Genomic DNA, 24,386 nt, shown 5'->3' with positions numbered 1-24,386 from the left:
GAGGTGTTCATCTATGAAACAATATAATCTAGGCATAGAGGCGACACTTGAAATCATCGGCGGAAAGTGGAAAGCTCTGATCATATGCTTGTTAATGTCCGGTGGAAAGAGAACAAGCGAATTACAGCGCAATATTCACGGCATTTCGCAAAAGGTTCTGATCCAGCAGCTGCGCGAACTTGAGAAGGATGGACTTGTAAAAAGATATGTGTACCAGCAAATGCCGCCAAAAGTCGAATATAGTCTCACGGAATATGGAGTTACAGCGAATAAGATCATTGATGTTATGTGTTCGTGGGGGAAAGAAAATATTAAATTAAGACAACAGCAAGGAGAAGATATCATCTTGCTGGAGGATAAGTCACCGGAGGACTTTGGAGATTTCGGAGCGTAACGTTGATTTGATCAGACTTACAAAAATACAAGGGGCTAATGTTCAAGCCCCTTGTCGTAACTCACCCATAGTGAAATGTCTGGGCTGTTTTCGTCCATGAAGTTAAAAAGTATTATATACATTTTCACATTCTTTCGCGGTCGGCTCATAAAAACAATGAAGCTTGTATCGTCCTACGTGCGGCTGATTATACCAGGTCGGTGGACAAGGCAGGGGATTTTGCGCCGTTCCCGGACGAAAATACCAGAGGGCGAATTTGCCCGGCCAATGCCGCTCCCCATTCACAACCCGTCGCGCCAGACGGCGTTCTTTCTCTCTAGCCCTTTGGTAGTACATACCATGAAGCAGAGCTTCAAACGCATGCGGCTGGTTGATCATTTGGGGAATTGTCCGTATTCCTTTAAAATCGGAGCAATTCGCTCTGATTCGGTTAATTCCAACGTTTCCCACAAGGAGCATACCCATTTCGCCTTCACCCACAGCTTCGGCACGAAGCAACCTTGCCAACATGTCAATATCATTCTTCCTGGCTTTTACGACTGCCATCGACTCACCTCTTTAGATTGTTCTAGGCACATCATATTGTAGATGAAGAGGATATGTTACGCTTCAAATCACTCAATAGAGCAAACACCAATCCGTGGATGTGGAAAGCGTTGCATAGAAAAAGCCGCCCCCTCGCAGAACAACGCGAAAGAGCGGCTACCAACCTAAGAACGAGCTTTAAAAATCCCAAACGGACGACCGACAGGAAGGAATACTTTGCCGAAGTGATTATTGAGCACCGCTGCCCCTGCACCGTAGAAGGAGAGAAGAGCGATTCCCATCTCAGCATAAGCAGCCATTGGTTTGAATACGCCAGAAGCAATGCCAAAAGCATCAAAGGTCAGTCCCACGAACAGGGCGTCGATCAGTACGAAGATAAAGAACAATACTTTATGAGTCTCCATCGATCCAATCGTCATCAGAATGGAGAAGATGAGATAGCCAGCGAAGGCAAAGCCGAGCTGCGCGCCGTCAGCGTTAGCTGCGAGTGTCTCACCGAATACACCGAGCTTCACAAGCCAGCTGCTTGCCGTCGCGAACCAGAAGAACGCATACGCCCCAAAAGCGGTCGTCCCGAATGTGTTGTTGTGCTTCGCATCGAGGATAGATGCGTAGAGTTGGGCAAAAGCACCAAGGAAGATGGCCCAGGGAATCACGAGTCCGAGACCTTCTGTCAGTCCAAGCTTTTGCGAAGAAGCTACGAACGTAACGATAGCCAGTCCGAATAAACCGATCGCGCTAGGATCGGCTGTGACGATTTTGACGTTGGTATGTTGTTGACTATTCATGATGGTAGTAAAAAGCCTCCAATGAGATCAGGATAAACCTGTGAAAGAATAGGCATTCTGCGGATAGCAGAACAGCACTGATATATTCTAATCGAAAATATACTCAACGTATAGATGGAAAATCATGCTTCAGGAATAGATCAACAAGTCATACCGAAACGCGAAAGTAAGAGGACTGTCTTAAGCAGAAATTGATCTTCTACCTAAGACAGTCCTCCTTGTTTGCTTGCTTCAATGTCATCCGTCCTTATTTCCAAAGGAGCTATACGGCGTCAAGCGCAGGAGATCTTCCTGTCTTTTTGGCAATTTCGATAGCGGGGTTCGGTATGCCATTTCGATTATTTTGCTTGCGACCTCAGCGCCGTTGGTAGGGATAAGGCTAAATCTTTTTTGAATGACCTCTTTGTTTGCTAAAGCATACTCGATCTTTGGTACAATCTCTTCCGGTTCCTGGATCGATATCCTATCACTATTGGCTATTTCTCGCAGCATATCTATTTTTTGCTCGCGTTCCGCATCATCTGGCGGAAGGAAAAGCAATGGGGTTCCAGTGGAGATGCAATCTCCTAAAATGCCCATGCCCGGTTTGCTAATGACCAGACTGGCCGCCTTTACAAGATTTTTGCCATTCGGGATAAGAGGGGCTTTGATGATCCTTTCATCGAATTGGTAATCTTCATCTGCCAATTGTCCTGCCACAACAAATCGATAGCGGCCGGCAAGCGAGTTTATTTGATCATACCACTTCACGATCTGTTCATAACGGTTAGCGAGTCCGCCACCCATGTGAACCAGAATAAACGACTCGTTCTGCTGAAGGCCTAACATGCGTCGTACTTCTTCCGGTGACTGGCTGATTTCCCTGGTGATTAAAGGAATGGGGATATAGATGCAGTTCATTTGCGGTTGGGTCTGCTTAGGCGGTATAAGATTCATATGCAGAAAGATATCGGATTGATTGGCGATTTCTACAATGCGATTTTTGTATTCCTGCATCGGAGCTGAATCATTTTTTTCGATGATAAAGTCACTGTGATAGAGGGTCACGACCTTTGTGTTTCCACCGACTTTCCCCTCACTGCGAAATCGAGGCACATCGGAACGCCAATCATTTATTAATAGTGTGGTTTGTTTACCATCTTCAAATTTCTTGGATTTAAAGGCTTTCAATTGGACGTCATTGTGCAGGTTTTTCGATAAATAGCCATGTGTTTCCCGAAAGGCAAACACGTGAATGGGAAGATGGTGTTGCTGCAATTTTTCGGTTATGCTAATGCATCTACCGAGATGGCCCATACCTCTGCCAACCACAAAGGAGATCATATTTCATCACCCTTTTAAATAGGTACTTTCTTGTTCCCTGTCTGGAGCTTGGACAAGTTACCCCCATACCGCGACTGATGGGATAAGGTCATTGCCGAATTCGAGTCGTTCTCTCAGCTTATATATTTTATGGGGATGGATGGAACATGCTCTAGTCGTATAACGGTTTTCTTCACGATCACAGAAAAAAGCGGCATTAGCGGAAGTCTGCAGCTGTGATTTGTGCTCCCATCTAGAAATAATTGGGTATTTTCATCACACAAACCAGCGCTGTCCATGAATAGTGTGTATATATAGCTCAATAAGGATATGGGGTGGGAGAATAGTGGGCACGATTCATATTGTAACAGCCGTTAATGATGGTTTTGCTATACATCTCGCAGTCATGTTATATTCCCTTTTTGAAAATAAGGTTTCGAAAAACCCAGTCATCGTTCACGTTATTGACAGTCAAGTCTCAGGGAAAAATAAATCCATCTTAACGAAAACTGTGAAACGATTCCATGCTCAAATCAAATATGTAACTATTGATCCGACCCTATATGATGGATTCCTTGTTCGTGATCATCTTACGCAGGAAACCTATCATCGAATTTCTATTCCAGACCTGTTGGACAAAGAAGTGGAAAAAGTGATTTATTTGGACAGTGATATCGTGATTAAAAAGGACATCACTCCATTATGGAACACAAAAGTTGATGAATATTTCCTTGCAGCGGTGATGGATTCATGGCAAGGGGTAAACAAGTTAAGACATGCAGACCTAGCTATTCCGGATGACTGTGATTACTTTAATGCAGGAGTATTAGTCATGAATTTGAAAAAATGGAGAGAGCATAACATCACAAAAAAGATTATGGATTACATGAAAAAGAACCAAAGTATTATTCGTTATCCCAGTCAAGATCCGATGAATGCGATTCTTCATGATAATTGGCTTCAGCTTGACACAAAGTGGAATTATCAGTCCAAACATCTTTATAAAAGCAACCTGCGAATAGATCCGGCCATAATTCACTACACAGGGGAAGATAGTAAACCGTGGTTGAGTAAAAAGCACCCGCTTCGAGAGGAATATTTTAAATACCTCAAAAAAGTAAAGAAGTTAAACGACTTGTAGGCTTTGGACTTTTGGGGCTTCCTAATTAAATAAAATGGATGGAAATCCCTTCACATGGAGAAATGATGGCTGGAGGGATTTTTGTGTTTTCTTCCAACATAATAAACATCTTCGTTTAAAATATTGAACAAATTATGAAATATTTGGATTTTAACCATTTTCACCACCCATCTAGCCTATAATGAAATGGAAACATTTTCTAATTAGGTATTCTTTTGGAGGTGGAGTGAGTGGCACGCGTACTGTATGTTACGATTCCAGCAGAAGGTCACGTCAATCCTACATTGGGATTGGTGAAGCAGCTAGTCGGCAACGGAGAAGAAGTCGTCTATATGTGCTCAGAAGAATATCGGGATAGGCTTGCCCAGACTGGGGCACAATTCCGCGCTTATCAATTGGATGAACAAGTCTTTCGCGACCTAGGCTTTAACCCAACAGAATTCAAACACCCTCTTCATTTCACTGATTTTATGCTCCGAGGCATTATTGAACCCCGCATTCCCGAGATTCTCCGGCAGATACAAAACGAATCATTTGATTACCTGATTTTTGACTCCTTGTTTGGGTGGGGAGGGGCGATTTTAGGGGAGAAGTTAGGAATCCCGACGATCTGCTCCGTAACCAACCTGGCATTTGCTGAACCACTCAGCAAGATTGTCGAAGTGTTTGATGCAAGCGATGCTGTAGATGTGGATGCACTTTATGAACGAGTGACGCAGACTGCACAGAGCATCGCTCGTGTATGCAACGTAGCCGTACCTGCCATTGAAGATATTACCCGCCAGTATGGGGACATGAAGATTGTCTTTACCAGTCGTGAATTCCAGCCAGATGCTGACAAGCTGGACGATAGTTATATATTTACAGGACCTTCGATTACATCGCGTCCTGATGCTCCTTCTTTTCCGTTTGAAAAGCTCCGCTCGCCACACGATAAGGTCGTATACATTTCCATGGGCAGTATTTTGACCAAAGATGTGGAGCTTTACAAACTGTGTTTTGAGGCCTTTCAAGATATCCCGGCTCAATTTGTACTGTCTTGCGGAAAAGACACGGAGCTGGAGTCGCTGGGTGATAATATTCCGCCAAACTTCATTGTTGAGCCGTACGTTCCGCAACTGGAAGTGCTCCAGCAAGCCGATGCTTTTATTACACATGCGGGCATGAACAGTACAAGTGAGGCTCTCTATTTTCATGTGCCCCTCGTCATGATTCCATTAAGCTCCGATCAGCCGATTGTGGCGAAGCGGGTGGAGGAGTTAGGAGCGGGTATTATGTTAGATAGAGGGCAGCTTACACCGACAGCTTTGAAGGATGCTTTGCTGAAAGTGTTGAACGAATCCACCTATAAAGAGCGTGCGATACAGGTAGGGGACTCCTTGCGTAACGCTGGCGGATACCAAGAAGCAGCAAGACGTATCATGTCTTTGTATTCCGTGCTGAATTAAAAATGAAAAGCTTCTTGCCTCATCATCATGAGCGGCAAGAAGCTTTTTTGACTATAGTTTCTTCCAAATGTTGAAGTTGGGCCATTCCTCTTGAAACACATCTTGGCCTTTCAGGTTGAGCAATGGACCAAACCACAGCTTGAAATCCTTGTTCTTGTCAAAATGCTCCGCTGGAACCAAAATGACCAGCATGCTCTCCACGCTTTCACCTGCTTTTAACTCATCCTTGACTGTAGGGGTCAATCCGATTGCGGCTTTTACACTGGCTTTGGAATCAGGCAAATCAAGCGCAACTTGCAAGCTGTTGACTTTAACCGTTTGAGCTGACCCATTATCGATACGATATTTTGCCGTTAGCGCGACAATCCCCTTATCACCGAATCCTTTAAAAGAATTGACATAAGCTGGCTCAATCGTCAGCTTTGCCCACTGGTACCCTTGCAGGGTAATTTTGATGTTGTCATACTGATCGCTCTTGTCTGGCTTGAAGGTAAAGAGTACTTGTTTTTTTGCTACTTTTTTGGTTGTGAGAAAATCTGCAGAAGGCGGTTCAGGGGGCTGAGGCTTAGAGGCGTTTCCATCCGCGAGCAAAAAGTCGCGACCACCGATGCGCAGCATTTTTGGACTTGGCTGTTCAGGGAGGAAAAATAGGAGCTTTTTCGTTTTGCCATCCTTATAGGTCAGAGTGATGGTATAGTTTGTAATTTGGTAGGTTCCAGATGCTTGGGACTCCGATCCGACGCTAGTAGAAGTGCCCGAATTATCTCCTGTACTGGAACCATCTGTGATGACGCCCACGAGGCTGCTGTCCACAAAGGTACCGTCTTTATTGAATACATAGGTGATTGAGCTTGCATAGCCAGTACCAAGAACGTTGGAGGAATAGCTGAAAGACTCGTACTTACCCTGAAGCTTCAACCCAGTAGAGGGGGCGTATTTGATAAATTTTCCACCATTGATCTCCAGTTCGTTTGCTGATTTGACTTTGAACGTATACGATTTTCCGTTACTGAGCGTGAGTTTGTTCCCTTTGATTTGATACGTCAGACATTTATCTTTACTGCAATTGAGTGCATCTATTCCGCCATCTGGGAAAGTGGTTGCCACCTGCTTATCGTTGATGAAGTAAAAATACTCCCAGCACAAGGTGGAGCATCCTCGTGTTCCACCTACATCCATCTCCCATTTTGCATAAAAGCCCTTTGGTGCGACTTTGGCTGCGGCTAAAACATTTGTGTTTGTGGATGCTTCAGATCCCTTGCCCTGTGCCCCTTCTACGGATGGCACAAAGAGCAACAGGATGGCAGAGAGCATCATTACGCTGATCACCCAAAGGGATATTTTCTTCTTCCTGACTGCTAACAATAGGCAACCCTCCCTTTTTCCTCTCAATGTATAGACGACAGGGGAACTGGCGAAATACCGTTCATTTTATTCATGAGGTGACGGGAACAGACCTAGTTGTTCGAGAAATTTATATGTGAGCAGGTGGTGTTATTCGTGTGGCGTAGTGTCATAATAGAAGGATGATAGTCAGAAGGAGATAGATTTGATTGAATAAACCTGTAATCAAAAACGAGCTTCCTCTAAACTTTGAGGAATTAAAGAAAGCAGCCAATCGAACATCGAATTGGAGAGAGCGCTTAGAGGCTGTTGAAGAATTAGGGCAGTGGAAGCATGAGCAAACGATTCAATTACTGACGCGAATGATGGAAAACGATACGGTGTACAAAGTGCAAGAGACTGCTTTTCAAAAACTGAAAGCATTTGGGGAAGGTGTTCGATTACCTGTTCAGAAAAAAGGCGACTTGATCAAAGGAGCAACGAAAGCCCTGGTAAGAATTAAGAAAAGCTTGCCAAAAGGTCATACGTTCGAGGAATTCAAAGAGAAACTGCAAAAAATGAGAAGCGATATCTATGATACGTACGAGGGAGAAAAAGGTGCTGATTTTGATCAGTGGCTGGAAAACACCTGGGAGTCGTTATAGAAAGAGCAGAAGAAATCGAATGAGTGGCAAAGGAAGGGGATCATGCCCCTTCTTTTTTTTTGTTTCAATGAAATGTAAGAATTTCCGATATTAGTAAAGTGGATCGAAATTATTAACAGGGAGCAATGGTATGACAATTCCAAAGCAGGTAACATTTGAATGCTGCACAGAAAAAATAGACATTCAAGATATCGAAGAAGTTGAATTTGCAATAGGAGTACGCTTTCCGAAAGATTTCGTAGAGTGTATGCTTGAGAATAATGCAGGAGCTCCAGTTCCATGCCGATTTGATTACGGACGAGTAGAAGGAAAAGTGTTTAATTCATTCTTTAGCCTTAGTAGAAAGGTGGGGAGTTACCGTATATTGCTAGCATATGAGCAAACAAAGGACTCTTTGCCTGATGGAGTGATTCCTATCGGATACGATGCAGGAGGTGGTTCTATCTGCTTTGATTATGTCAATGGGAAGCATGCTGAACCAATTGTTGTTTTTGCTGACCACGAATATTTGGTTTCGGAAAGAGACCTGGACGAGCAAGAACTAGAAGAAAAATCCCTAGAAGAATGGCAAAGAGAAGCCATCACCCCAATCGCTTCAACATTTACTGAATTTTTATCGAAGTTGTATTAATTAAAAATACGAATGACTAGTTAAAAGCCTCGCGGACATAAATCAACCGCGAGGCTTTTCCTTATACTATTTACACCGACTGTATTTGAAGTTCCAACTAAAAGTGGTTTAATAACATTTCTTACATTCACGTGGATATTTCTATTTCAACAATGAAGGAAAAAAAGAAGTCCCACCACTTTTTTGAAGCGCAGGACTTCTTCTTTTCCTTCTTATTTCAAATCCTTACCTACTTTAATCACATACATCTGCGTTGGATTGCTGTTGATTTTAATCTTACCCTTCTCGTCATAGCCATCTACGCCGAAATCATTGTCATTCACAATGGCAATCGTGTTTTTATCCACAATCGCCAAGCCTTCCAGCTTTTCATGCGGATAATTCAGCTTGGCTACATCCACCAGCAATTCCTTGGAAACAGGCACGATTCCTTGCTCTTTCACTTGGGCAACGGTGAGTTTTTCGAAGTCATGCTCACTTGTTGACGTACCGAGTAAATTGGTTGCTTTCGAAAAATCTGCTTTGTAAATACGCTTAAGCTGTACGTCTGCCCCGGCATTTTTGTCTCGCTCGTCAATCAGTAAAACATCCTGGCTGAGTGCGGCCAAGTCACTGATAACGACGTCTTTCTGTTTCACTTTCACGAAATCTTTTGCGTTCTCTGCGATGTACATGTACTCGCCTACGACTTTTTTGGTGGCGAGATCCATCTTTAAAATGCGCAAATTACGGGAAGATTCGCCTGTCTTTTTATCAGGGAGTGCCATCGGACTTTGAATGGAAGTGTACAAGAACTTGCCGTCTGGCGAGACGGTGATACCTTCAAAGCCACGGTTTGCAATGCGTTTGGAATAGACGGCTGGCAAAGTATCAAAAATCTCCATCTTTGCGCCCGCGGCAACCAAGGCTTCTTTGGTGCCCTTTGGCACATAGCGGCCCAGGATTGTGCCGTCACGTTTTACTTGGATGATGGATGGGCGGTATTCGTCGGACAACCAAAAAGTATCGTCGACTGGATTGTAAGCGATGCCTTCCAAATCCAAACCGTCTGGATCGTAACTAATCTTTTTTGTTCCCGTTACATCGTAGGGAACTTCATCAGGGCCAGCGAGATTCGGCAATCCGCTGATATCGTTCGTTTTCGTAAAAGCGTTGATCTTGCCCTGTGGCAAACGCAGTTTGATGGTTTCCAAAACGTGAATGTTTCCATTCTCCACTTTGATTTTGTACAAGCGTGGTGTGTAGTTTTGGTCAGGGAACGTACGTAGCTCGTCCTTGCCGTATTGCCCATTGGGTCCACGGTCAGCCAATGTATAAAAGATAGAAGGAGGGTCGTTAGGAAGATGCACCAGACCAGAGAAGCCGCCTTCTTTAATACCTTCAGCGAGCGCAGGAGGATTTTTCCACTCATGAATTTCGGTTACAACGGGTGCTCCCGTTACATTTTGTGCTGCACCTGCTCCTTGTGTACCGATCAATGTTAGAGCCGCAATTGTTGCGATCAGAAAGCCTTTCTTTTGAAAGCGAACCTTCATCATACCCCTCCGAATGAAAAAACGACGTAGTGAACTGCTTTTGTTAGACTACCCGATCTATATTGGGGAAATATGAAGCTAAAATGATGGTTTTGTAAAACTTACCAACAAACTAACGAATTCTGAATAATCATAAAACTAAATTGACACACTCTCTTTTGATCTTATAAAATGCAAGGAAGGATTGAGGACTAGCTATAGCTGAGGAGAGATGAGCATGTCGTTGACAGAACAGACTAAAAAGGGATATTTCGGGGAGTTCGGAGGAAGCTTTGTCCCTCCACAATTGCAGGAAGTGTTGGACTATTTGGCTGAACAATTCGAAAGATATAAAGATGATGAGGAATTCATCGAAGAGTACAAGTATTATCTGAAAGAATATATAGGTCGGGAAAATCCGTTGACGTTTGCTCGTCATTTAACGGAAAAACTCGGCGGTGCCAAAATTTATCTAAAGCGGGAAGACTTAAACCATACCGGTGCCCACAAGATCAATAATGTCATCGGTCAAATCCTTCTGGCAAAGCGAATGGGTGCACATCGTATAATTGCCGAGACGGGTGCAGGACAGCATGGAGTTGCTACCGCGACTGTTTGCGCGATGTTTGGCATGGAATGCGTGATCTATATGGGAGCGGAGGATACGAAAAGGCAAGCCCTGAATGTGTTTCGAATGGAGCTTTTAGGCGCAAAAGTGGTAGCGGTGTCCAAAGGACAAGGAAGATTGAAGGATGCGGTTGATGAAGCGCTGAATGATTTGGTTCAAAACTATCAAAACACGTTCTATCTATTGGGATCTGCGGTTGGGCCGCATCCTTTCCCTACGATGGTAAAGTATTTCCAATCGATTATCAGTGAAGAATCCAAGCGACAAATCTTGGAGAAAGAAGGGCGTTTGCCGGATGCGGTCATCGCTGCTGTTGGCGGCGGCAGTAACGCGATTGGGGCTTTTGCCCATTATATAGAGGAACCATCCGTACGTCTGATTGGTGTTGAGCCTGATCAGGCACCTACCTTGACCAAAGGAGTTCCAGCCGTCATCCATGGTTTTAAATGCCTCGTATTGCTGGATGAAAATGGGGAACCGCAAAAAACGTATTCGATTGCTGCGGGGTTGGACTATCCTGGTATTGGTCCAGAGCACAGCCAGCTAAAAGTAAGTGGACGAGCGGAATACTACACGGTGACGAATGAAGAAGTGTTGGCTGCTTATCAAGAATTATCGAGAACAGAAGGAATCATTCCTGCCTTGGAAAGCGCACATGCCATTGCGTATGCCTTGCAGTTGGCTCCCACTCTTTCACCGGAGCAGATCCTGATTGTTAATCTTTCAGGACGAGGTGACAAAGACGTAGAGCAAGTTTTCCATCTGTTAAACAAATAAAGGGGCATAGAGGCTGTCACGAAAGTAGATTTTTCTACTGGAGGATAGTCTCTTTATCGTCCACAGCTTGTTCATAATGATTGTATATTTTTTAGTGAAACTTTAGTATTATTTTTTGAAGGGTTCCAAATAATAGTGGTTTACTTGTACTTCTTACAAGTTCATGTATGAGATTGGAGATAATAATGATGAAGAAAAACATTTACTTTAACCATGATGGCGGCGTTGATGATTTAATTTCTTTATTCTTGCTGCTCCAAATGGACAATGTGAATCTGACGGGGGTATCCGTCATTCCAGCGGATTGCTACTTGGAACCAGCGATGTTTGCCAGCCGGAAAATCATTGATCGTTTCGGTAACGGCGGTTTGGATGTAGCAGAGTCCAATTCCCGCGGGAAAAATCCTTTTCCAAAGGACTGGCGCATGCATGCATTTTATGTAGACGCACTGCCCTTGCTCAATGAAGCAGGAGAAGTGATTACGCCAGTAGCAGACAAACCTGCTCATCTTCACATGATTGAAACGCTGCGTGCAACGGAAGGAAAAACAACCTTGCTGTTTACCGGTCCTTTGACTGACCTTGCGCGTGCATTGGATATCGATCCGACCATCGAAGAAAAAGTAGAGCGCCTAGTGTGGATGGGCGGAACATTCCGCGAAGAAGGAAACGTGCATGAGCCTGAGCACGATGGAACCGCAGAGTGGAATGTATTCTGGGACCCGGATGCGGCTGCTCGCGTATGGGAAAGCGGAATGGAGATTGATTTGGTCGCACTGGAGAGCACGAACCAGGTCCCACTGACACTGGATGTTCGTGAGCGCTGGGCAAAAGAGCGCAAGCATATCGGTGTCGATTTCTTGGGTCAATGCTATGCAATGGTGCCGCCGCTCGTACACTTCTCGACCAACTCGACTTACTACCTGTGGGATGTATTAACCACAGCATTTGTTGGCAATAGTGATCTTGTAAAGGTGCAAACGGTTAACAGCATCGTCATTACAGAAGGGGCAAGCCAAGGCCGAACCGTTGAGACGGCTGACGGACGCCCGGTACATGTGGTTTATGACGTAGATCGTGATGCATTCTTTGATTACATGACAGAATTAGCGAAAAAAGCGATCTAGAACAAAGCAAGTCATCTTAGATATCGACACAGCTGGCGATACAGAAAGGATATGTTCATGCAATACATTTGGGGAGTTCTCGGCATCCTGGGAATTTTAATCATAGCCATTGCGTTTTCGAAAAATCGCAGAGCGATTCATCCGAGGACGGTCATTGGTGCGTTTGCGATTCAGTTTATTTTTGCTTTAGTCGTACTGAAATGGGATTTTGGGAAAAAGCTTCTGGAGTACTTGGCGTCGATCGTTCAAAGCATCATCGATTCGACGAATGCCGGAATTCAGTTCTTGTTTGGCGGGATACTGGGTGCACAAAATGCAGGCTTTACGTTTGCCCTGCAAGTATTGCCGATCATTATTTTCTTCTCTTCCTTGATTTCGGTCCTGTATTATCTCGGAATCATGCAGTGGGCGACGAAAATTATTGGTGGATTTTTGTCTCGGGTGCTCAAAACGAGCGAAACGGAATCCATGTCAGCCTCTGCAAATATTTTCTTGGGTCCGATTGAGGCGCCACTTGTCGTAAAGCCTTATATTGAGAAAATGACCAAGTCCGAGCTGTTTGCTGTCATGACAGGCGGACTGGCGTGCGTTTCGGGTTCGGTTATCGGTGGGTATGCGATGCTTGGTGTTCCCATTGAGTATTTGCTGGCCGCAGCATTCATGGGAGCGCCAGGTGGTCTGTTGCTTGCGAAAATTATGATGCCGGAAACAGAACAGCCACACAGAGTGGAACATGTGGAAGTCATGAAAGATACGGAGTCTAGAAACGTTATTGATGCGGCTGCTCGCGGAGCTTCGGACGGGCTAAAAGTGGCTGCTGGTGTCGGTGCGCTGTTGCTCGCGTTTATCTCGTTGATTTTCTTGCTGAACTCGATTATTGGCTGGCTTGGCGGGTTAGTGGGAGTACAAGCGTTGACGCTTGAGCACATTTTAGGCTACCTGTTCGCGCCGATTGCTTTTATGATCGGGGTTCCGTGGGAGGAAGCGCTAAAAGCCGGTTCTTTCATCGGGCAAAAGATTGTCCTCAACGAATTTGTCGCGTACACGGCTTTTGCACCTGAGATTGCGAATTTGTCGCAAAAAAGTGTTGTGATCATCAGCTTCGCCCTTTGCGGCTTTGCCAATCTGGCTGCGCTGGCTATGGTTATTGGCGGCTTGGGCGGCTTTGCTCCTTCAAGAAGATCAGACCTTGCGGAGATGGGCTTGCGCGCAGTAGTTGCGGCAACCTTGGCGAATCTGTTGAGTGCAGCGATTGCGGGGATGCTCATTTAGATGAATTAGTAGAAATAAGTACGAGGGCTGGAGTGATCCATGCCCTCGTTTTTTAGTGCGCCCAGGCGATAGCTTTAGGGTGTAAGTCCCGAACCCTTCGCTCCACTCAGGAGAATCCGGGTACATTGTAGCATGCATATTGTCACCAAGATCTTGTCCCCTATTTGTCTGTATGTATCACCGAGAGGAAGACGTAGTTTAACCAACGCTTCCAATGAGTAAGAGGACATATTTAAAACAGCCTTAGTCCGATAGAAATATGGACTAAGGCTGTTTAGTTGGTTCTTATTTGTGCTTTTCATTCTTTTTTTTCGTAATTAAATCCATTATAACGATCAAAGCAACTATAAAAATAGATTGCAATAGAGGTTTAACATAGCTGGATTGATCGTATATAAAGTAAGCTACTATCAAGTTGAGTATGAAGGTAATAAAGTATCCTAAAGTTTTAATCATCTCACCTCATCTCAGAACCAAGGGTCTAATATAGAAGATTTTCTTACATCTACTTCAAGATTACCACCAGTATAATTTGAGTTTTTTGTAACTCTTATTTCTTTTTTGATTTCATAGTCTCCAATAAAGTTCCCGTTCATATCAAATTTACCTGCCGACAATTCTCTGTAGGAGTATTTAATATAAAAATACAAGTCTTCTTTATCAGTGTTTATGAAATAATAGGCAGCGAATCCACCAGCAGCGGCTACACCAATTTTACGTGGATCTGGTACTCCTTTATTTTTTGCCCATTCAATAACTGCTGCTGCCAAAGCTGTTTTTGTTGCTGCGATGAATTTCTGTGAGGTTTTAATGTCATGCAATTTCATATGCACATAGGGAGTTGGATAAGAAACAGCAGCTTTAAGGCTGGGTTTGAACTCTGAGACAAGCAATTTATTGACCTTAGCTATAGATTCAGGTGATGTTTCGACTAACTTTAAATTACCATCTGCAATTTTAAAGTCAATATTGTTTTTCTTTAAGATACTGATAACTCTTTCATTGTGTATAGGTGTGGCTTTCTCATTGACTTCTGCCGCAGAAGCAAAAGGGACACTGAAAACTACCATTAAACAAATGGCAAGAAATAGGCTGTACAACTTTTTCATTTCAAGACCTCCACCTGTAATTTATTTACATTTTTATTATAAAAGGAAATATTAGGAAATGAAAGAGTTGATTGAAAATATTTCTGGCATTAATAGGTGGATTCACTTGACTTCGTTAATCCATGTTTTACAGATGGTACCTCTAACTGGATCATCGCATCATGGTTACCGATTCCTTGTTAAGGGGGGCTATGCGAGACATGACTATCGATTGGATCAGGAGGAAAAAGAGTCACTTTGGAAAAAGTAAGAAGTAAGGAATTCTCAAAAGATGGAGCTGAAATCATGAACGTTGACGTACTGTTTAACCAGTTTCCCATTTTAAAATCAGATCGTTTCACCTTGAAGAAAATCGAAGAGCAGCATGTGGACGAAGTATTTGAAATCTACAGTAATGACAACGTATTTGCATACTGCGGAATTATCCCCAAGCATAATAAAGCGACAGTGAAAAGCATGATTGGGCATTTTGAGAGAGACTATTTGAAAAAATCCAGGATCAAATGGGGGATCTTCGCCAATGATAACCCCGATCACTTGCTTGGCATTATCGAAGCTTTCGACTTTCAGCAAAAGGTAAACATGGTGACGATTGGCTACTTCTTGTCCGAATCGCATTGGGGAAAAGGGATTGCGACGGAAGCGGTAAATATCTTGCTCCACTTTTTGTTCATGGATGTCAATGTCAACCGAATACAGGCGGAAGTGATGCCTCCGAATGAGACTTCCAAGAAAGTATTGTTGAAGAATGGCTTCATGAAGGAAGGAACGCTCAGACAAGCAACGCTATGGTCGGGCAAAGGAATCGTGGATCTAGAGATTTACGGAATGCTAAAAGAGGACTACGAAAAAGCAAGTGGGTGAAAAATCGGATGAAATCCATAAACGACCTGCAAATGAACAACTGGCTATCTATGGAGTTGGTGTTGAAAAAAGAATGGCTCAAGTCCTTCGAAGATTATAAAGGTCATGCCTTTACATTCAAAACCGTAGAGAGCTTTCCTTCAGGCAAACTAACTCTGGCAACTGGCATCTACGAGCTGGACGGCTGCGAGTTTGTATTCGTACCAGGCGGTAAAGTGAGATTGGGATGGAATCAGCTAGTGGAACAAGATGAATTCATTTTGTCTGCGATGCAGAGCGACCTTGAGATCGCTGGTTTTGAACAGGATGCCCTCGACTATCTTTCAAGCGTATTTTCGCCAGTAAGAGAAGTAGAGATTCCCCCGATGCTTGTGGAAAGAAATGTACAGCAAGTCATCCATGCGGATGGGCGTTTGGTTAACTTCATGGAGGTTATCAAGGAGTTTGACCAGCAAGGCTTCTCGTTACTGACAGAGGATGAATGGGAGTACATATGTGGGGCAGGAACTAAGCGGATTTTCAGTGAACATCTTGATCAGGGTCTTTTAGAGGATATCGGTATGGAAAAACGGTATTACTATGACGCAGACTTGGAGAAACCGAATGGCTTTGGTGTGTATATCGCATACGATCCATATCTGTATGAGCTCGTAGATTCCCCGTGCTATACAAAAGGTGGAGATGGGGGAGCAGCTGCACATGGCGGATATTATATGTTGGGCGTGGTGCCGCTGTCTCCCCATTATAGAGATGAAGGAATTAAGGAGCTCGTTTGCAGCGATGGGAATTTTGATTGTGATGTCTATGCAAGGCGTGTAATAAAGATCGAGTAGAATGGAACTACGACTCTTCTTCGTCCTTTGCAAACATTTCTAATGTTGCTAGAAGAATATCTTTTTTATCTAGATAGTAATCAACATATGGAGAGCAAATAAGAGATTGTCCTTCAATCATCGTACAAAAATCTAAAGCGGGTACAGGGCGTTCCATTCCTAAGGCAGCGCCAAGTGTAGATAGTAAAGCTAATAAGCGAACGGGATTCCATTCAAACTGCAAATGATTGAGAAGTTGTTTGGCGCAGGATGCGTTTGCCGTATGTTCAGATGTATATATTTCTGGGAATCTTCCATTCATCAGGTATTCCTGTAAGAAGATACGGTAGTAGTTATTGGCTGCTTCATCAATATCATAGTACATTTTCCCAAAATCAGTGTAGATTTGGTTTTCACCTTTCATCCTTATCACTCCAATCATTCCAACTCGTATTGGATGAAGTTATTGTATCAGAAAACAAATCTCAGCCTTCACAATTCGTGAGTGGAGAGGTTTGTTTTTTGCCGAATAGGAATTATTAGACAGAATCGCATATTGCTCTAATCTGAGCATTCCTATGTTACTATGTTTGTAGCTACAAACGACTGCCACAAATTCATAGGCATCGGGAATGGGGAAAACATCTTGAAAACCTTTAAGAAAGTCTATATAGAAATCACCAGTGTTTGCAATCTCGCCTGTACCTTTTGTCCGCCAACGGAGCGCAGTAAAAGTTTTATTAAAGTAGAAGACTTTGCGAAAAGGCTGGATGAGATCAAACCGCACACGGATTACATTTACCTGCACGTCAAAGGGGAACCGCTTCTCCATCCCAAAATTGATGAGCTGCTCGATATCAGTCATGAGAAAGGCTTCAAGGTCAACATCACCACAAATGGGACGCTGATCGCGAAAAATCGGCATAAATTGCTGGGCAAGCCTGCGCTCCGACAAATGAACTTCTCGCTTCACAGCTTTGACGGACATATCGGCTCAACCGACCGCGAAGGTTATTTGCGGGAGATTCTTTCCTTTGTTCGAGAAGCTCAGGAGCATCAAGTGATTTTTTCTTTCCGTCTGTGGAATTTGACACAGGATAACGCTACGAACATTCAAAAGAGTAGAAACCGCCAGACGCTCGAAGTGATTGAGAAAGAATTTGGGCTGGACTATCGAATTGAAGAAAAAGTAGTGCCGGGCAGCGGGGTAAAAATCGATGACCGTGTTTATTTGAACCAAGATTACGAATTCCAGTGGCCGAGTCTGACAGCGCCTGAGGATGATGGAAAAGGCTTTTGCCATGGACTGCGCACGCAAGCGGCGATTCTTGAAAATGGAACCGTTGTGCCGTGCTGTCTCGATGGGGAAGGAGTTATTAATCTAGGGAATATCAATCAGACCTCTTTCACTGATATTGTGGATGGCGAGCGGGCCAATAATCTGGTAGAAGGATTTTCTCGCAGGGAAGCTGTTGAGGAATTATGCAGAAGATGTGGATATCGCCAGCGGTTTGGAGCGTAACAAAGGCAAAACGTCTCTTGTTTTCAGACGAGCAAAGGTAGAACTTACGGCAAAAAGCCCTCATATAGCTGAGGGCTTTTTGCCTGTATTACTTTGCAGATGTATCGTCAGAGTCTGTATCTTGCTCGGATTCGTTAGAGGCTTGCATGTCGTCAATGATGACGATTTTGCCTTCTTCTTGCCATTTTACTTCCGCGCTCAGTTGTTCACTGATGAAGCGCAGAGGCAGGAATACACGTCCATTTTTCAGTACAGGTGCAGTGTCCAGAGAAATGGTTTTCCCGTTTACAGTTGCTTCTTTTTTATCGAGGTACAGCGTGATAGATTTTTCGCCACGCGTAATTTCTATTGTACGAGTCTCCGGCTTCCAGTTCACTTCCGCTTTCAATGCGGAGCTAATAGCACGTACAGGCACCAAAGCTCTTCCACCTTGTACAAACGGTGCTACGTCAGCTTGTACCTGTTGTCCATCCACGAATGCTTTCACTTCTGTTGAGCCTGTTTCCTCAAGGAGTTCTCCAAGCTTTTTGAATGGTGTATGATCTCCTTTTTGGTACGTGCGCTGAAGAAGCTCAAGCTGTACGTCCAAAGCTCCACGTTTGTCAGTGGTTTTTTCCAGTTCAGCTACCAGTTGCTCGTATTTCGCTTTTTGATCTTCTGTGATTTCAGCCGTATGCTTGAGCTCTTGGCGAAGCTCGATCAGCTGTTTTTTCAATTTTACGTCTTTGATGTTGGGTTCTGTGCTAGCTTCGGTTGAGTCCTCATCGTCGCTATCTGTATCGGTATCAGATTCTTTGACAGAAGTTTCTTTCGATTTATCTTTTGCTTCTGCCTTTACTTCGGGCTTGCCGTTCCCTTTTCCTTTGCCTTCCAGGTCAGCCGCCAGAGCAGCAGGTACACTGGTTGCGAGTAGAATAGCAACCAACGAAGTAGATATCGCTTTTTTCATTTGAATCTTCCTCCTTCTAGGTGTAAGTCTCATGAACTCGACATTCAAGACGGAAGAAAATATGAATAGGTTGCATAGGTTTTGAGAAAATATTTTTATTTGTTCGAATGGATACCTTTCAGTGACATTCCTTCCAAATCCCGTATCTTTCTCACACGCCCGATCACAATTCCGAGAATGGCAACAAGTACGCCAGAGAGAACAAACGGAAAGCCAATCCCTCTGCCCGCTCCCGTTCCGATGATCTGCCCGACCGTTTGACCCAGCCATCAGCAAGTACGAGAGAGAAGGACAGCATGAGTACCTTGCTCTTTCCCATACCGAAAAGTCCGATCAAAAGACTGCTGACGAGCATGCCCGATGCAGATACAGAAAGGGCGATACCGAGCGTCTTGGAAAGAAGATAGCGGAAGGCTTCAGACATTTCGCAAAAAAAGCTTTGTCTGTCATGTTTCTGGGGAGTGGCATCCTGTTTCATAATTATCAGCACGGCGCCCACAGCAAGAGGGAAGGTCATCATATCGATGAGTAAGACGAGCTGGATATCAAAAGCACTGAGAAGAAACCCTGCAACCAGTGGAGAAATAAGATATTGAGCCGAACTTGCCAGTTGGATGAGCCCGCTTGCCTGTGAGTACCGCTCTTCCGAAACCAGATCGGAGACGGCTGCTTTAAAGGCTGGGCTTAGAATAGCGGCAGAGATCGAGCTGATGCCGACCCCCAAATAGATGTGCCATAATTCCATTCGACCGGACAGCATGACTAGAACTTCCGATCGCTGAAAACAGCTGCCCTGACCAAATGATCAGGAATCTGCGAAAGGCTTTATCATGAGCGTTCATTGTCTTTCTTCCCTTTCATCCATTACAAAAACGAGAAGGACCCCGGCGCAGCTCCCAGTGATCTTTCAATAATTACCTGCATGGCTTGTAGACGCTTTGTCTGTTCCTCTTGCTCCCAATGAAAAATGCCTGATTCCAACAAAAATTGCGAGCCAGCGAGGAGAAACTGAACGGTCTCCAAGGCATTCTCGACATGAAAGACAGCTTCTTTATTTCCTTGTTCAATGACTTGCGCAAGGACAGGGGCAATTTTTACGATAATAGCGATGTTCAGACGCTCGTGAAGCTCTCTGTTTTCAGGGCGATGCAAGCTTTCCATCCATTCGGCTTGCTTGTCGATGGGGTGGCTCTGGCTGCGCAGCATCTGGCGAACCTTCTCCATGACAGGTAAGGTAGAGTCATCTGCGATTTTTTTATATTCTTCGCAAAGTGTATCGACCATGGACTGGACAAATGCTTCGAGGATCTCTTCCTTCGATTTGAAGTAGTAATAAAAGGTTCCTTTCGCTACGCCCACTTTTTGAATGATTGCATCCACGGTTGTATGGACATAACCCTGATTTCGAAACAGCTCCCCGGCGGCTTCCAATATTTCTGCTCGCCGTGTTGTGGGGTCTTTCACGATTCTTTTCATCGGCGCCTCCTCCGATTGTCAGTAAGTGGTTGAATAAAGATTACCATATGACTGACCGTCAGTCTATCAGTGCGTGAAAGAAAAAGAGGAGGGAGAGCCTCCTCTATTCGGTAGTAGGAATTTATGAAGATAATGGCAAACGTTCGTTATAATTTCTCGGCGATAATCGTGAAGGTTTTCGGGATTCCTTTATCAAAAACTTCCGATGAAAGATTCGGGAGCTCTTCCAGCATTTTCAGGCACAGCCCTTTGCTTGCAATGGACGTAACAATTTCCCCTAATGTCCAATTGCGTAACAATACTTTTGATTCAGTGTCATTCATCCCGTTCGAAAGGAATTTGGAGAAAGCAATGTCCTTTTCCTCAAGCGAGGTATCGAAATAATCGCCTGTTACTTTATGTTTGCGGATATTAGCAGTCGTTCCGCGTGAGGAGATGAGTTTTGTGGATACCGGATGGAAATCTTGGAGGACGAGCACGCCGCCTTTTCGCAGGAGCGAGTTGACCACCTGGAATAATTCGGTTAAATCCAAAAAGTAATGAAGAATACCGAATTCCATAAAAACGAGATCATACTCACCAGACAATACATCTGGAGGTAACCGCAATACATCCGATACGATGTAAGTCAGGTCAACATCGGCAGCTGCAGCCAGTTCTTTGGCGTACTGCTCATTCTCATAAGAGAAATCGGCGATGGTCACGTCGGCACCTAGCAAGGCGAGTGCAACGGCTTTGTTTCCATTTGAACCGAGTAAATTGATAATCTTTTTGCCGCGAATATCCCCCATGTGCTCATATACTTTACCGATTCGCTTTTGGGGGTCTTCTTTAATTTTGACCGCTGCCTCAGCAGGTGTTCCAAAGCGTTTCAGCCACGCTTGATAAGCCCCAGTGTTCCAAGCCGATTTATTTAGTTGTGCTGTTTCCACAAATTCCCCTCCATAGAGTATTCCATTCAAAAAATTGGCCTCGGTATGTTGGTTACGAGGGCTTAGGTAATTTATCATACTGACACAGCGCATTCGTGTCTATACATTTTCGAAGTGTTAATTTTTCCATGCGTGACCTGAAAGTGAGGACGATTAGGGGCGAGATTCTACAATTGTGAAGCAAAGCGGGACAGTGGTAATATTGGGAAAAATAGATACGTCCGCTCTTTATGCGGTCGAGGGTTTGTTCGACGGGAGGCAAGCTGTTTTGAAAATCAAAGTGTTGATCGCAGACGACAATTCGTTTATACGGGAAGGCATGAAAATCATCCTGACGAGCTTCGAGGAGTTTGAAGTAGTGGGGAGTGTAGAGGATGGGGTAGAAGCGGTGACGTTTTGTAAACAGAACGAGGTAGACATAGCACTCTTGGACGTTCGGATGCCGAACATGAATGGAGTGGAAGCGACTCGTGTGCTGACTGCCGATACTACGGTCAAACCGCTCATTTTGACCACATTCGACGATGATGAATTTGTCCTCGAGGCCATTCAAGCGGGGGCACGCGGATATTTATTGAAAAACAATGATCCCAACCGTATTCGAGATGCCATCAAGAGTGTCTATAACAACCATCATGTGCTGCAGGATGTCGTCCTGGATAAGATCAAAATGAACCTGAATGCAGGGAGTAACGCTGCGGATACTGTGTCCACTACTGCTCCTTCCAAAGCGACAGCAGCCATCCCTACCGAAAGCAAAATTGACCAAAGCTTATTTACGGAACGCGAGCTCGATGTCATGAAGCAGATCTCCAAAGGGCTATCGAACAAAGAAATCGCGAAGAAGCTGTTTATTTCCGAGGGAACAGTTGCGAATTACATTACTTCCATCTTGAATAAAACAGCGCTGGAACACCGTACGCAGATCGCTATCTATTATTTGACGGGCGAAACGAACATGTCTGATTGAAAGGAGGCCACCACCGATGGAGTTATGGACAATGGCTAATAAGGCAGCGGTGCTTGGATTTATCATCGTGACTTCTTTTCTTGCTCATCCTACTTCTGAAATTGACCCTTGGCAAATGCTTGTGTACTTGTTGTATTTGGCTATTAATCTCACTATTCTCATTGTGAAAAAGAGGAATCATAAGCAATTGTTTATGGGGCTATCCATCGTGTTCGTGGTAGCAAGTACACTTGTGTTGGACCCGTTATTTGTGTTGCTCTTGCCAGTCCACATTTTGGAGCTCGCGTTCTTGGCGATTATGCAGAGGTTGGTCGTATTTGGATGTATGCTGTTGCCTTTATTCATTGTTTTACCTGAATGGATGCCCTTGTATTTACTGACGGCCTTTCTTAGCTATTTGCTGTATAGGAGTGGCAACATGCTAACTGACAAGCTTCGCAGATTAGAGGCTGAACGGGAGAAGATGAGAGAGGATTTACAAAGCTTGACCCGCTCCTTGAACGAGAGCAGCGAATACTTCCGCCAGTCGACTTATACGATTCAACTGGAGGAGCGCAATCGCCTTTCTCAACAAATTCACGACGATGTAGGGCATGCGGTGGCAGGTGCGCTCATTCAGATGGAAGCGTCGCGACTGCTGATGGCGACTGATCAGGACAAGGCATCCGAGCTGCTTCGCAATGCGATCGCCATATCGAAGGAAGGGCTGGAGCGAATCAGAGTGACACTCAAGGATGTGAAGCCACGGCCAGAGGAGCTGGGGATCAATCGGCTCCGGTTGTTTGTTGATGAGCTGTCTGCGAGAGAGACAGTGACAGCCACGCTTACTTTTGATGGAGACATTGACGTCATTACACCGATTCAGTGGAAAATCATCCAGCAAAATGCAACGGAAGCGGTCACGAATGCACTCAAATATGCAAAGGCGACAGCGATTTCTCTAGAGGTACGGGTGCTGAACACTTTCATAAAAGCAGTGGTCACAGACAATGGTGCCGGCGCAGAAAAGGTTGTAAAAGGGCTTGGCATTCTCGGGATGGAGGAGAGAGCTGCTTCCGCTGGTGGAACAGTGATTGTAGACGGTACGCGAGGCTTTAGCGTGACCACACTGCTGCCTTATCGCAACGAATGAAAAAGATCATGAGAAACAACATGAGAATTCTCATACCGAGGGATGAACTTATGCACTGACATAGGGGCATCCTTTTTTATTACAATGCAGACATAGTCACGAAGGGAGTGAGTCACGTGAGTCATGTATTGGAAATTCGTCAATTAACGAAAAAATTCGGTGATTTCGTCGCCGTCGACAATATGTCTCTGAACGTGCGTGAAGGAGAAATCTTTGGTTTCTTGGGGGCCAACGGAGCGGGAAAGAGCACGACCATCAACATGATCGCCTCCCTGTTGCGCGTAACAAAGGGCGAGATTACCTTGCTGGGAAAAAACATTGAGAAACACAGCAAATTCGCCAAAATGAACATCGGCATCGTGCCACAAGATATCGCCATCTACGAGGATATGACTGCCTATGAAAACGTGAGGTTTTTTGCTGGCTTGTACGGACTGCGTGGATCACTGCTTCGCGAACGGACGGAAGAGGCGCTTGAATTCGTAGGTCTCGGTGACAAATCGACTAGCTTTCCCAAAAACTTTTCTGGCGGGATGAAGCGTCGGTTAAACATCGCTTGCGCCATTGCCCATCGGCCGAAGCTGATCATCATGGACGAACCTACTGTCGGGATTGACCCTCATTCACGCAATTATATCTTGAATTCGGTACGCAAGCTGAACGACATGGGCTGCACGATCATCTATACGAGCCATTACATGGAGGAAGTCGAAGAAATCTGCACTCGCATTGCCATCGTTGACCATGGAAAAGTCATCGCAGAAGGATCGAAGGAGCAGTTAAAAGCGATTATTACTGACGCGAAGGAAATTTGGATTGGCGTCAGAGCAGATGAACCGTTAAACCGCGAAGCTCTAAAGGCGATTGCTGGTGTGGATGCGGTGCTTCAAGAAGAGAATACGATCAAAATCGTTTCCAAAACGGAGATCAACAACCTGAACCGAATCATTCAACAATTAATCAAGGATCAGGTAGAAATCCGCTCCGTTGAAGAGCAAGCGCCGAATCTGGAGACTGTGTTCTTGACCTTAACCGGTCGAAACTTGCGAGACTAGAGGAGGGGC

General features: G+C 44.6%; 25 protein-coding genes. 14 read left to right on the top strand and 11 right to left on the bottom strand.

The window, feature by feature from the left end:
• Window positions 1–13: 13 nt before the first annotated feature.
• On the top strand, window positions 14–394 hold the full coding sequence (locus tag EL268_RS26535) for a winged helix-turn-helix transcriptional regulator (protein ID WP_106652316.1): 381 nt from the start codon (window positions 14–16) through the stop codon (window positions 392–394).
• 102 nt (window positions 395–496) lie between these two features.
• Here the strand turns inward: EL268_RS26535 and EL268_RS26530 are convergent, their stop codons facing one another.
• The 3 genes from EL268_RS26530 to EL268_RS26520 all read right to left on the bottom strand — a co-directional run bounded on the left by EL268_RS26530 (window position 497) and on the right by EL268_RS26520 (window position 3,051).
• Window positions 497–940: a cell wall hydrolase gene (locus EL268_RS26530; RefSeq protein ID WP_106652317.1), complete on the bottom strand. Its 444-nt coding sequence runs from the start codon at window positions 938–940 to the stop codon at window positions 497–499.
• Window positions 941–1,104: 164 nt separating this feature from the next.
• Window positions 1,105–1,728, bottom strand: a complete 624-nt coding sequence (locus EL268_RS26525) for an acetate uptake transporter (protein WP_106652318.1) — start codon at window positions 1,726–1,728, stop codon at window positions 1,105–1,107.
• A gap of 237 nt (window positions 1,729–1,965) precedes the next feature.
• Window positions 1,966–3,051, bottom strand: a complete 1,086-nt coding sequence (locus EL268_RS26520; RefSeq protein ID WP_106652319.1) for a glycosyltransferase family 28 protein — start codon at window positions 3,049–3,051, stop codon at window positions 1,966–1,968.
• Between the two features lie 325 nt (window positions 3,052–3,376).
• Between EL268_RS26520 and EL268_RS26515 the strand changes: the two genes are divergently transcribed.
• Complete coding sequence (locus EL268_RS26515; RefSeq protein WP_106652320.1) at window positions 3,377–4,171, top strand: glycosyltransferase family 8 protein; 795 nt, start codon at window positions 3,377–3,379, stop codon at window positions 4,169–4,171.
• Window positions 4,172–4,401: 230 nt separating this feature from the next.
• Entirely contained in the window at window positions 4,402–5,619 is a 1,218-nt protein-coding gene (locus tag EL268_RS26510; protein ID WP_106652321.1) for a macrolide family glycosyltransferase, read from the top strand.
• A 51-nt stretch (window positions 5,620–5,670) separates the two neighbouring features.
• Here EL268_RS26510 and EL268_RS26505 read toward each other — a convergent pair whose 3' ends face one another.
• Complete coding sequence (locus EL268_RS26505) at window positions 5,671–6,984, bottom strand: hypothetical protein (protein ID WP_106652322.1); 1,314 nt, start codon at window positions 6,982–6,984, stop codon at window positions 5,671–5,673.
• A 188-nt stretch (window positions 6,985–7,172) separates the two neighbouring features.
• Between EL268_RS26505 and EL268_RS26500 the strand changes: the two genes are divergently transcribed.
• Together EL268_RS26500 and EL268_RS26495 are read left to right on the top strand one after the other, a co-directional pair.
• Window positions 7,173–7,607: a HEAT repeat domain-containing protein gene (locus tag EL268_RS26500; RefSeq protein ID WP_106652323.1), complete on the top strand. Its 435-nt coding sequence runs from the start codon at window positions 7,173–7,175 to the stop codon at window positions 7,605–7,607.
• 130 nt (window positions 7,608–7,737) lie between these two features.
• Window positions 7,738–8,238, top strand: a complete 501-nt coding sequence (locus EL268_RS26495; RefSeq protein ID WP_106652324.1) for an SMI1/KNR4 family protein — start codon at window positions 7,738–7,740, stop codon at window positions 8,236–8,238.
• 212 nt (window positions 8,239–8,450) lie between these two features.
• Here EL268_RS26495 and EL268_RS26490 read toward each other — a convergent pair whose 3' ends face one another.
• The gene (locus EL268_RS26490) at window positions 8,451–9,776 is read right to left on the bottom strand and encodes an esterase-like activity of phytase family protein (RefSeq protein ID WP_232030088.1); all 1,326 of its coding nucleotides are present in this window, start codon (window positions 9,774–9,776) and stop codon (window positions 8,451–8,453) included.
• Window positions 9,777–9,990: 214 nt separating this feature from the next.
• Here EL268_RS26490 and trpB point away from each other — a divergent pair, with 214 nt between their 5' ends.
• From trpB to EL268_RS26475, 3 genes are all read left to right on the top strand, one after another.
• The gene (trpB, locus tag EL268_RS26485) at window positions 9,991–11,157 is read left to right on the top strand and encodes a tryptophan synthase subunit beta (protein ID WP_106652326.1); all 1,167 of its coding nucleotides are present in this window, start codon (window positions 9,991–9,993) and stop codon (window positions 11,155–11,157) included.
• A gap of 188 nt (window positions 11,158–11,345) precedes the next feature.
• Window positions 11,346–12,284 carry a nucleoside hydrolase gene (locus EL268_RS26480; protein WP_106652327.1) on the top strand — a complete coding sequence of 313 codons (939 nt, stop codon included), beginning with the start codon at window positions 11,346–11,348 and terminating at the stop codon, window positions 12,282–12,284.
• Between the two features lie 57 nt (window positions 12,285–12,341).
• On the top strand, window positions 12,342–13,556 hold the full coding sequence (locus tag EL268_RS26475) for a NupC/NupG family nucleoside CNT transporter (RefSeq protein WP_106652328.1): 1,215 nt from the start codon (window positions 12,342–12,344) through the stop codon (window positions 13,554–13,556).
• A 467-nt stretch (window positions 13,557–14,023) separates the two neighbouring features.
• Here the strand turns inward: EL268_RS26475 and EL268_RS26470 are convergent, their stop codons facing one another.
• On the bottom strand, window positions 14,024–14,665 hold the full coding sequence (locus tag EL268_RS26470) for a hypothetical protein (RefSeq protein ID WP_106652329.1): 642 nt from the start codon (window positions 14,663–14,665) through the stop codon (window positions 14,024–14,026).
• Between the two features lie 285 nt (window positions 14,666–14,950).
• Here EL268_RS26470 and EL268_RS26465 point away from each other — a divergent pair, with 285 nt between their 5' ends.
• Together EL268_RS26465 and EL268_RS26460 are read left to right on the top strand one after the other, a co-directional pair.
• A complete protein-coding gene (locus EL268_RS26465; RefSeq protein WP_106652404.1) occupies window positions 14,951–15,529 on the top strand; it encodes a GNAT family N-acetyltransferase in 579 nt (192 codons plus the stop codon).
• 8 nt (window positions 15,530–15,537) lie between these two features.
• Window positions 15,538–16,362: a hypothetical protein gene (locus tag EL268_RS26460; protein ID WP_106652331.1), complete on the top strand. Its 825-nt coding sequence runs from the start codon at window positions 15,538–15,540 to the stop codon at window positions 16,360–16,362.
• A 7-nt stretch (window positions 16,363–16,369) separates the two neighbouring features.
• Here the strand turns inward: EL268_RS26460 and EL268_RS26455 are convergent, their stop codons facing one another.
• Complete coding sequence (locus tag EL268_RS26455) at window positions 16,370–16,765, bottom strand: hypothetical protein (RefSeq protein ID WP_106652332.1); 396 nt, start codon at window positions 16,763–16,765, stop codon at window positions 16,370–16,372.
• A gap of 222 nt (window positions 16,766–16,987) precedes the next feature.
• Between EL268_RS26455 and EL268_RS26450 the strand changes: the two genes are divergently transcribed.
• On the top strand, window positions 16,988–17,863 hold the full coding sequence (locus tag EL268_RS26450; protein WP_106652333.1) for a radical SAM/SPASM domain-containing protein: 876 nt from the start codon (window positions 16,988–16,990) through the stop codon (window positions 17,861–17,863).
• 88 nt (window positions 17,864–17,951) lie between these two features.
• Here the strand turns inward: EL268_RS26450 and EL268_RS26445 are convergent, their stop codons facing one another.
• From EL268_RS26445 to EL268_RS26430, 4 genes are all read right to left on the bottom strand, one after another.
• Entirely contained in the window at window positions 17,952–18,812 is an 861-nt protein-coding gene (locus tag EL268_RS26445; protein ID WP_106652334.1) for a copper amine oxidase N-terminal domain-containing protein, read from the bottom strand.
• A gap of 163 nt (window positions 18,813–18,975) precedes the next feature.
• Window positions 18,976–19,572 carry an MFS transporter gene (locus EL268_RS26440; RefSeq protein WP_232030086.1) on the bottom strand — a complete coding sequence of 199 codons (597 nt, stop codon included), beginning with the start codon at window positions 19,570–19,572 and terminating at the stop codon, window positions 18,976–18,978.
• A 104-nt stretch (window positions 19,573–19,676) separates the two neighbouring features.
• The gene (locus tag EL268_RS26435) at window positions 19,677–20,288 is read right to left on the bottom strand and encodes a TetR/AcrR family transcriptional regulator (protein WP_106652335.1); all 612 of its coding nucleotides are present in this window, start codon (window positions 20,286–20,288) and stop codon (window positions 19,677–19,679) included.
• Between the two features lie 146 nt (window positions 20,289–20,434).
• Window positions 20,435–21,220: a class I SAM-dependent methyltransferase gene (locus EL268_RS26430; RefSeq protein ID WP_106652336.1), complete on the bottom strand. Its 786-nt coding sequence runs from the start codon at window positions 21,218–21,220 to the stop codon at window positions 20,435–20,437.
• A 268-nt stretch (window positions 21,221–21,488) separates the two neighbouring features.
• Between EL268_RS26430 and EL268_RS26425 the strand changes: the two genes are divergently transcribed.
• The 3 genes from EL268_RS26425 to EL268_RS26415 all read left to right on the top strand — a co-directional run bounded on the left by EL268_RS26425 (window position 21,489) and on the right by EL268_RS26415 (window position 24,377).
• Window positions 21,489–22,190, top strand: coding sequence for a response regulator transcription factor (locus EL268_RS26425; RefSeq protein ID WP_106652337.1), 702 nt, complete (start codon window positions 21,489–21,491; stop codon window positions 22,188–22,190).
• Between the two features lie 16 nt (window positions 22,191–22,206).
• Window positions 22,207–23,322, top strand: coding sequence for a sensor histidine kinase (locus tag EL268_RS26420; protein ID WP_106652338.1), 1,116 nt, complete (start codon window positions 22,207–22,209; stop codon window positions 23,320–23,322).
• A 116-nt stretch (window positions 23,323–23,438) separates the two neighbouring features.
• Window positions 23,439–24,377: an ABC transporter ATP-binding protein gene (locus EL268_RS26415; protein ID WP_106652339.1), complete on the top strand. Its 939-nt coding sequence runs from the start codon at window positions 23,439–23,441 to the stop codon at window positions 24,375–24,377.
• Window positions 24,378–24,386: the final 9 nt, after the last annotated feature.

Source organism: Brevibacillus brevis (genome assembly GCF_900637055.1).
Classification (GTDB): domain Bacteria; phylum Bacillota; class Bacilli; order Brevibacillales; family Brevibacillaceae; genus Brevibacillus; species Brevibacillus brevis.
The sequence above is the reverse complement of the archived record's forward strand: the minus strand, read 5'-3'. Positions and strand labels throughout refer to the sequence as shown.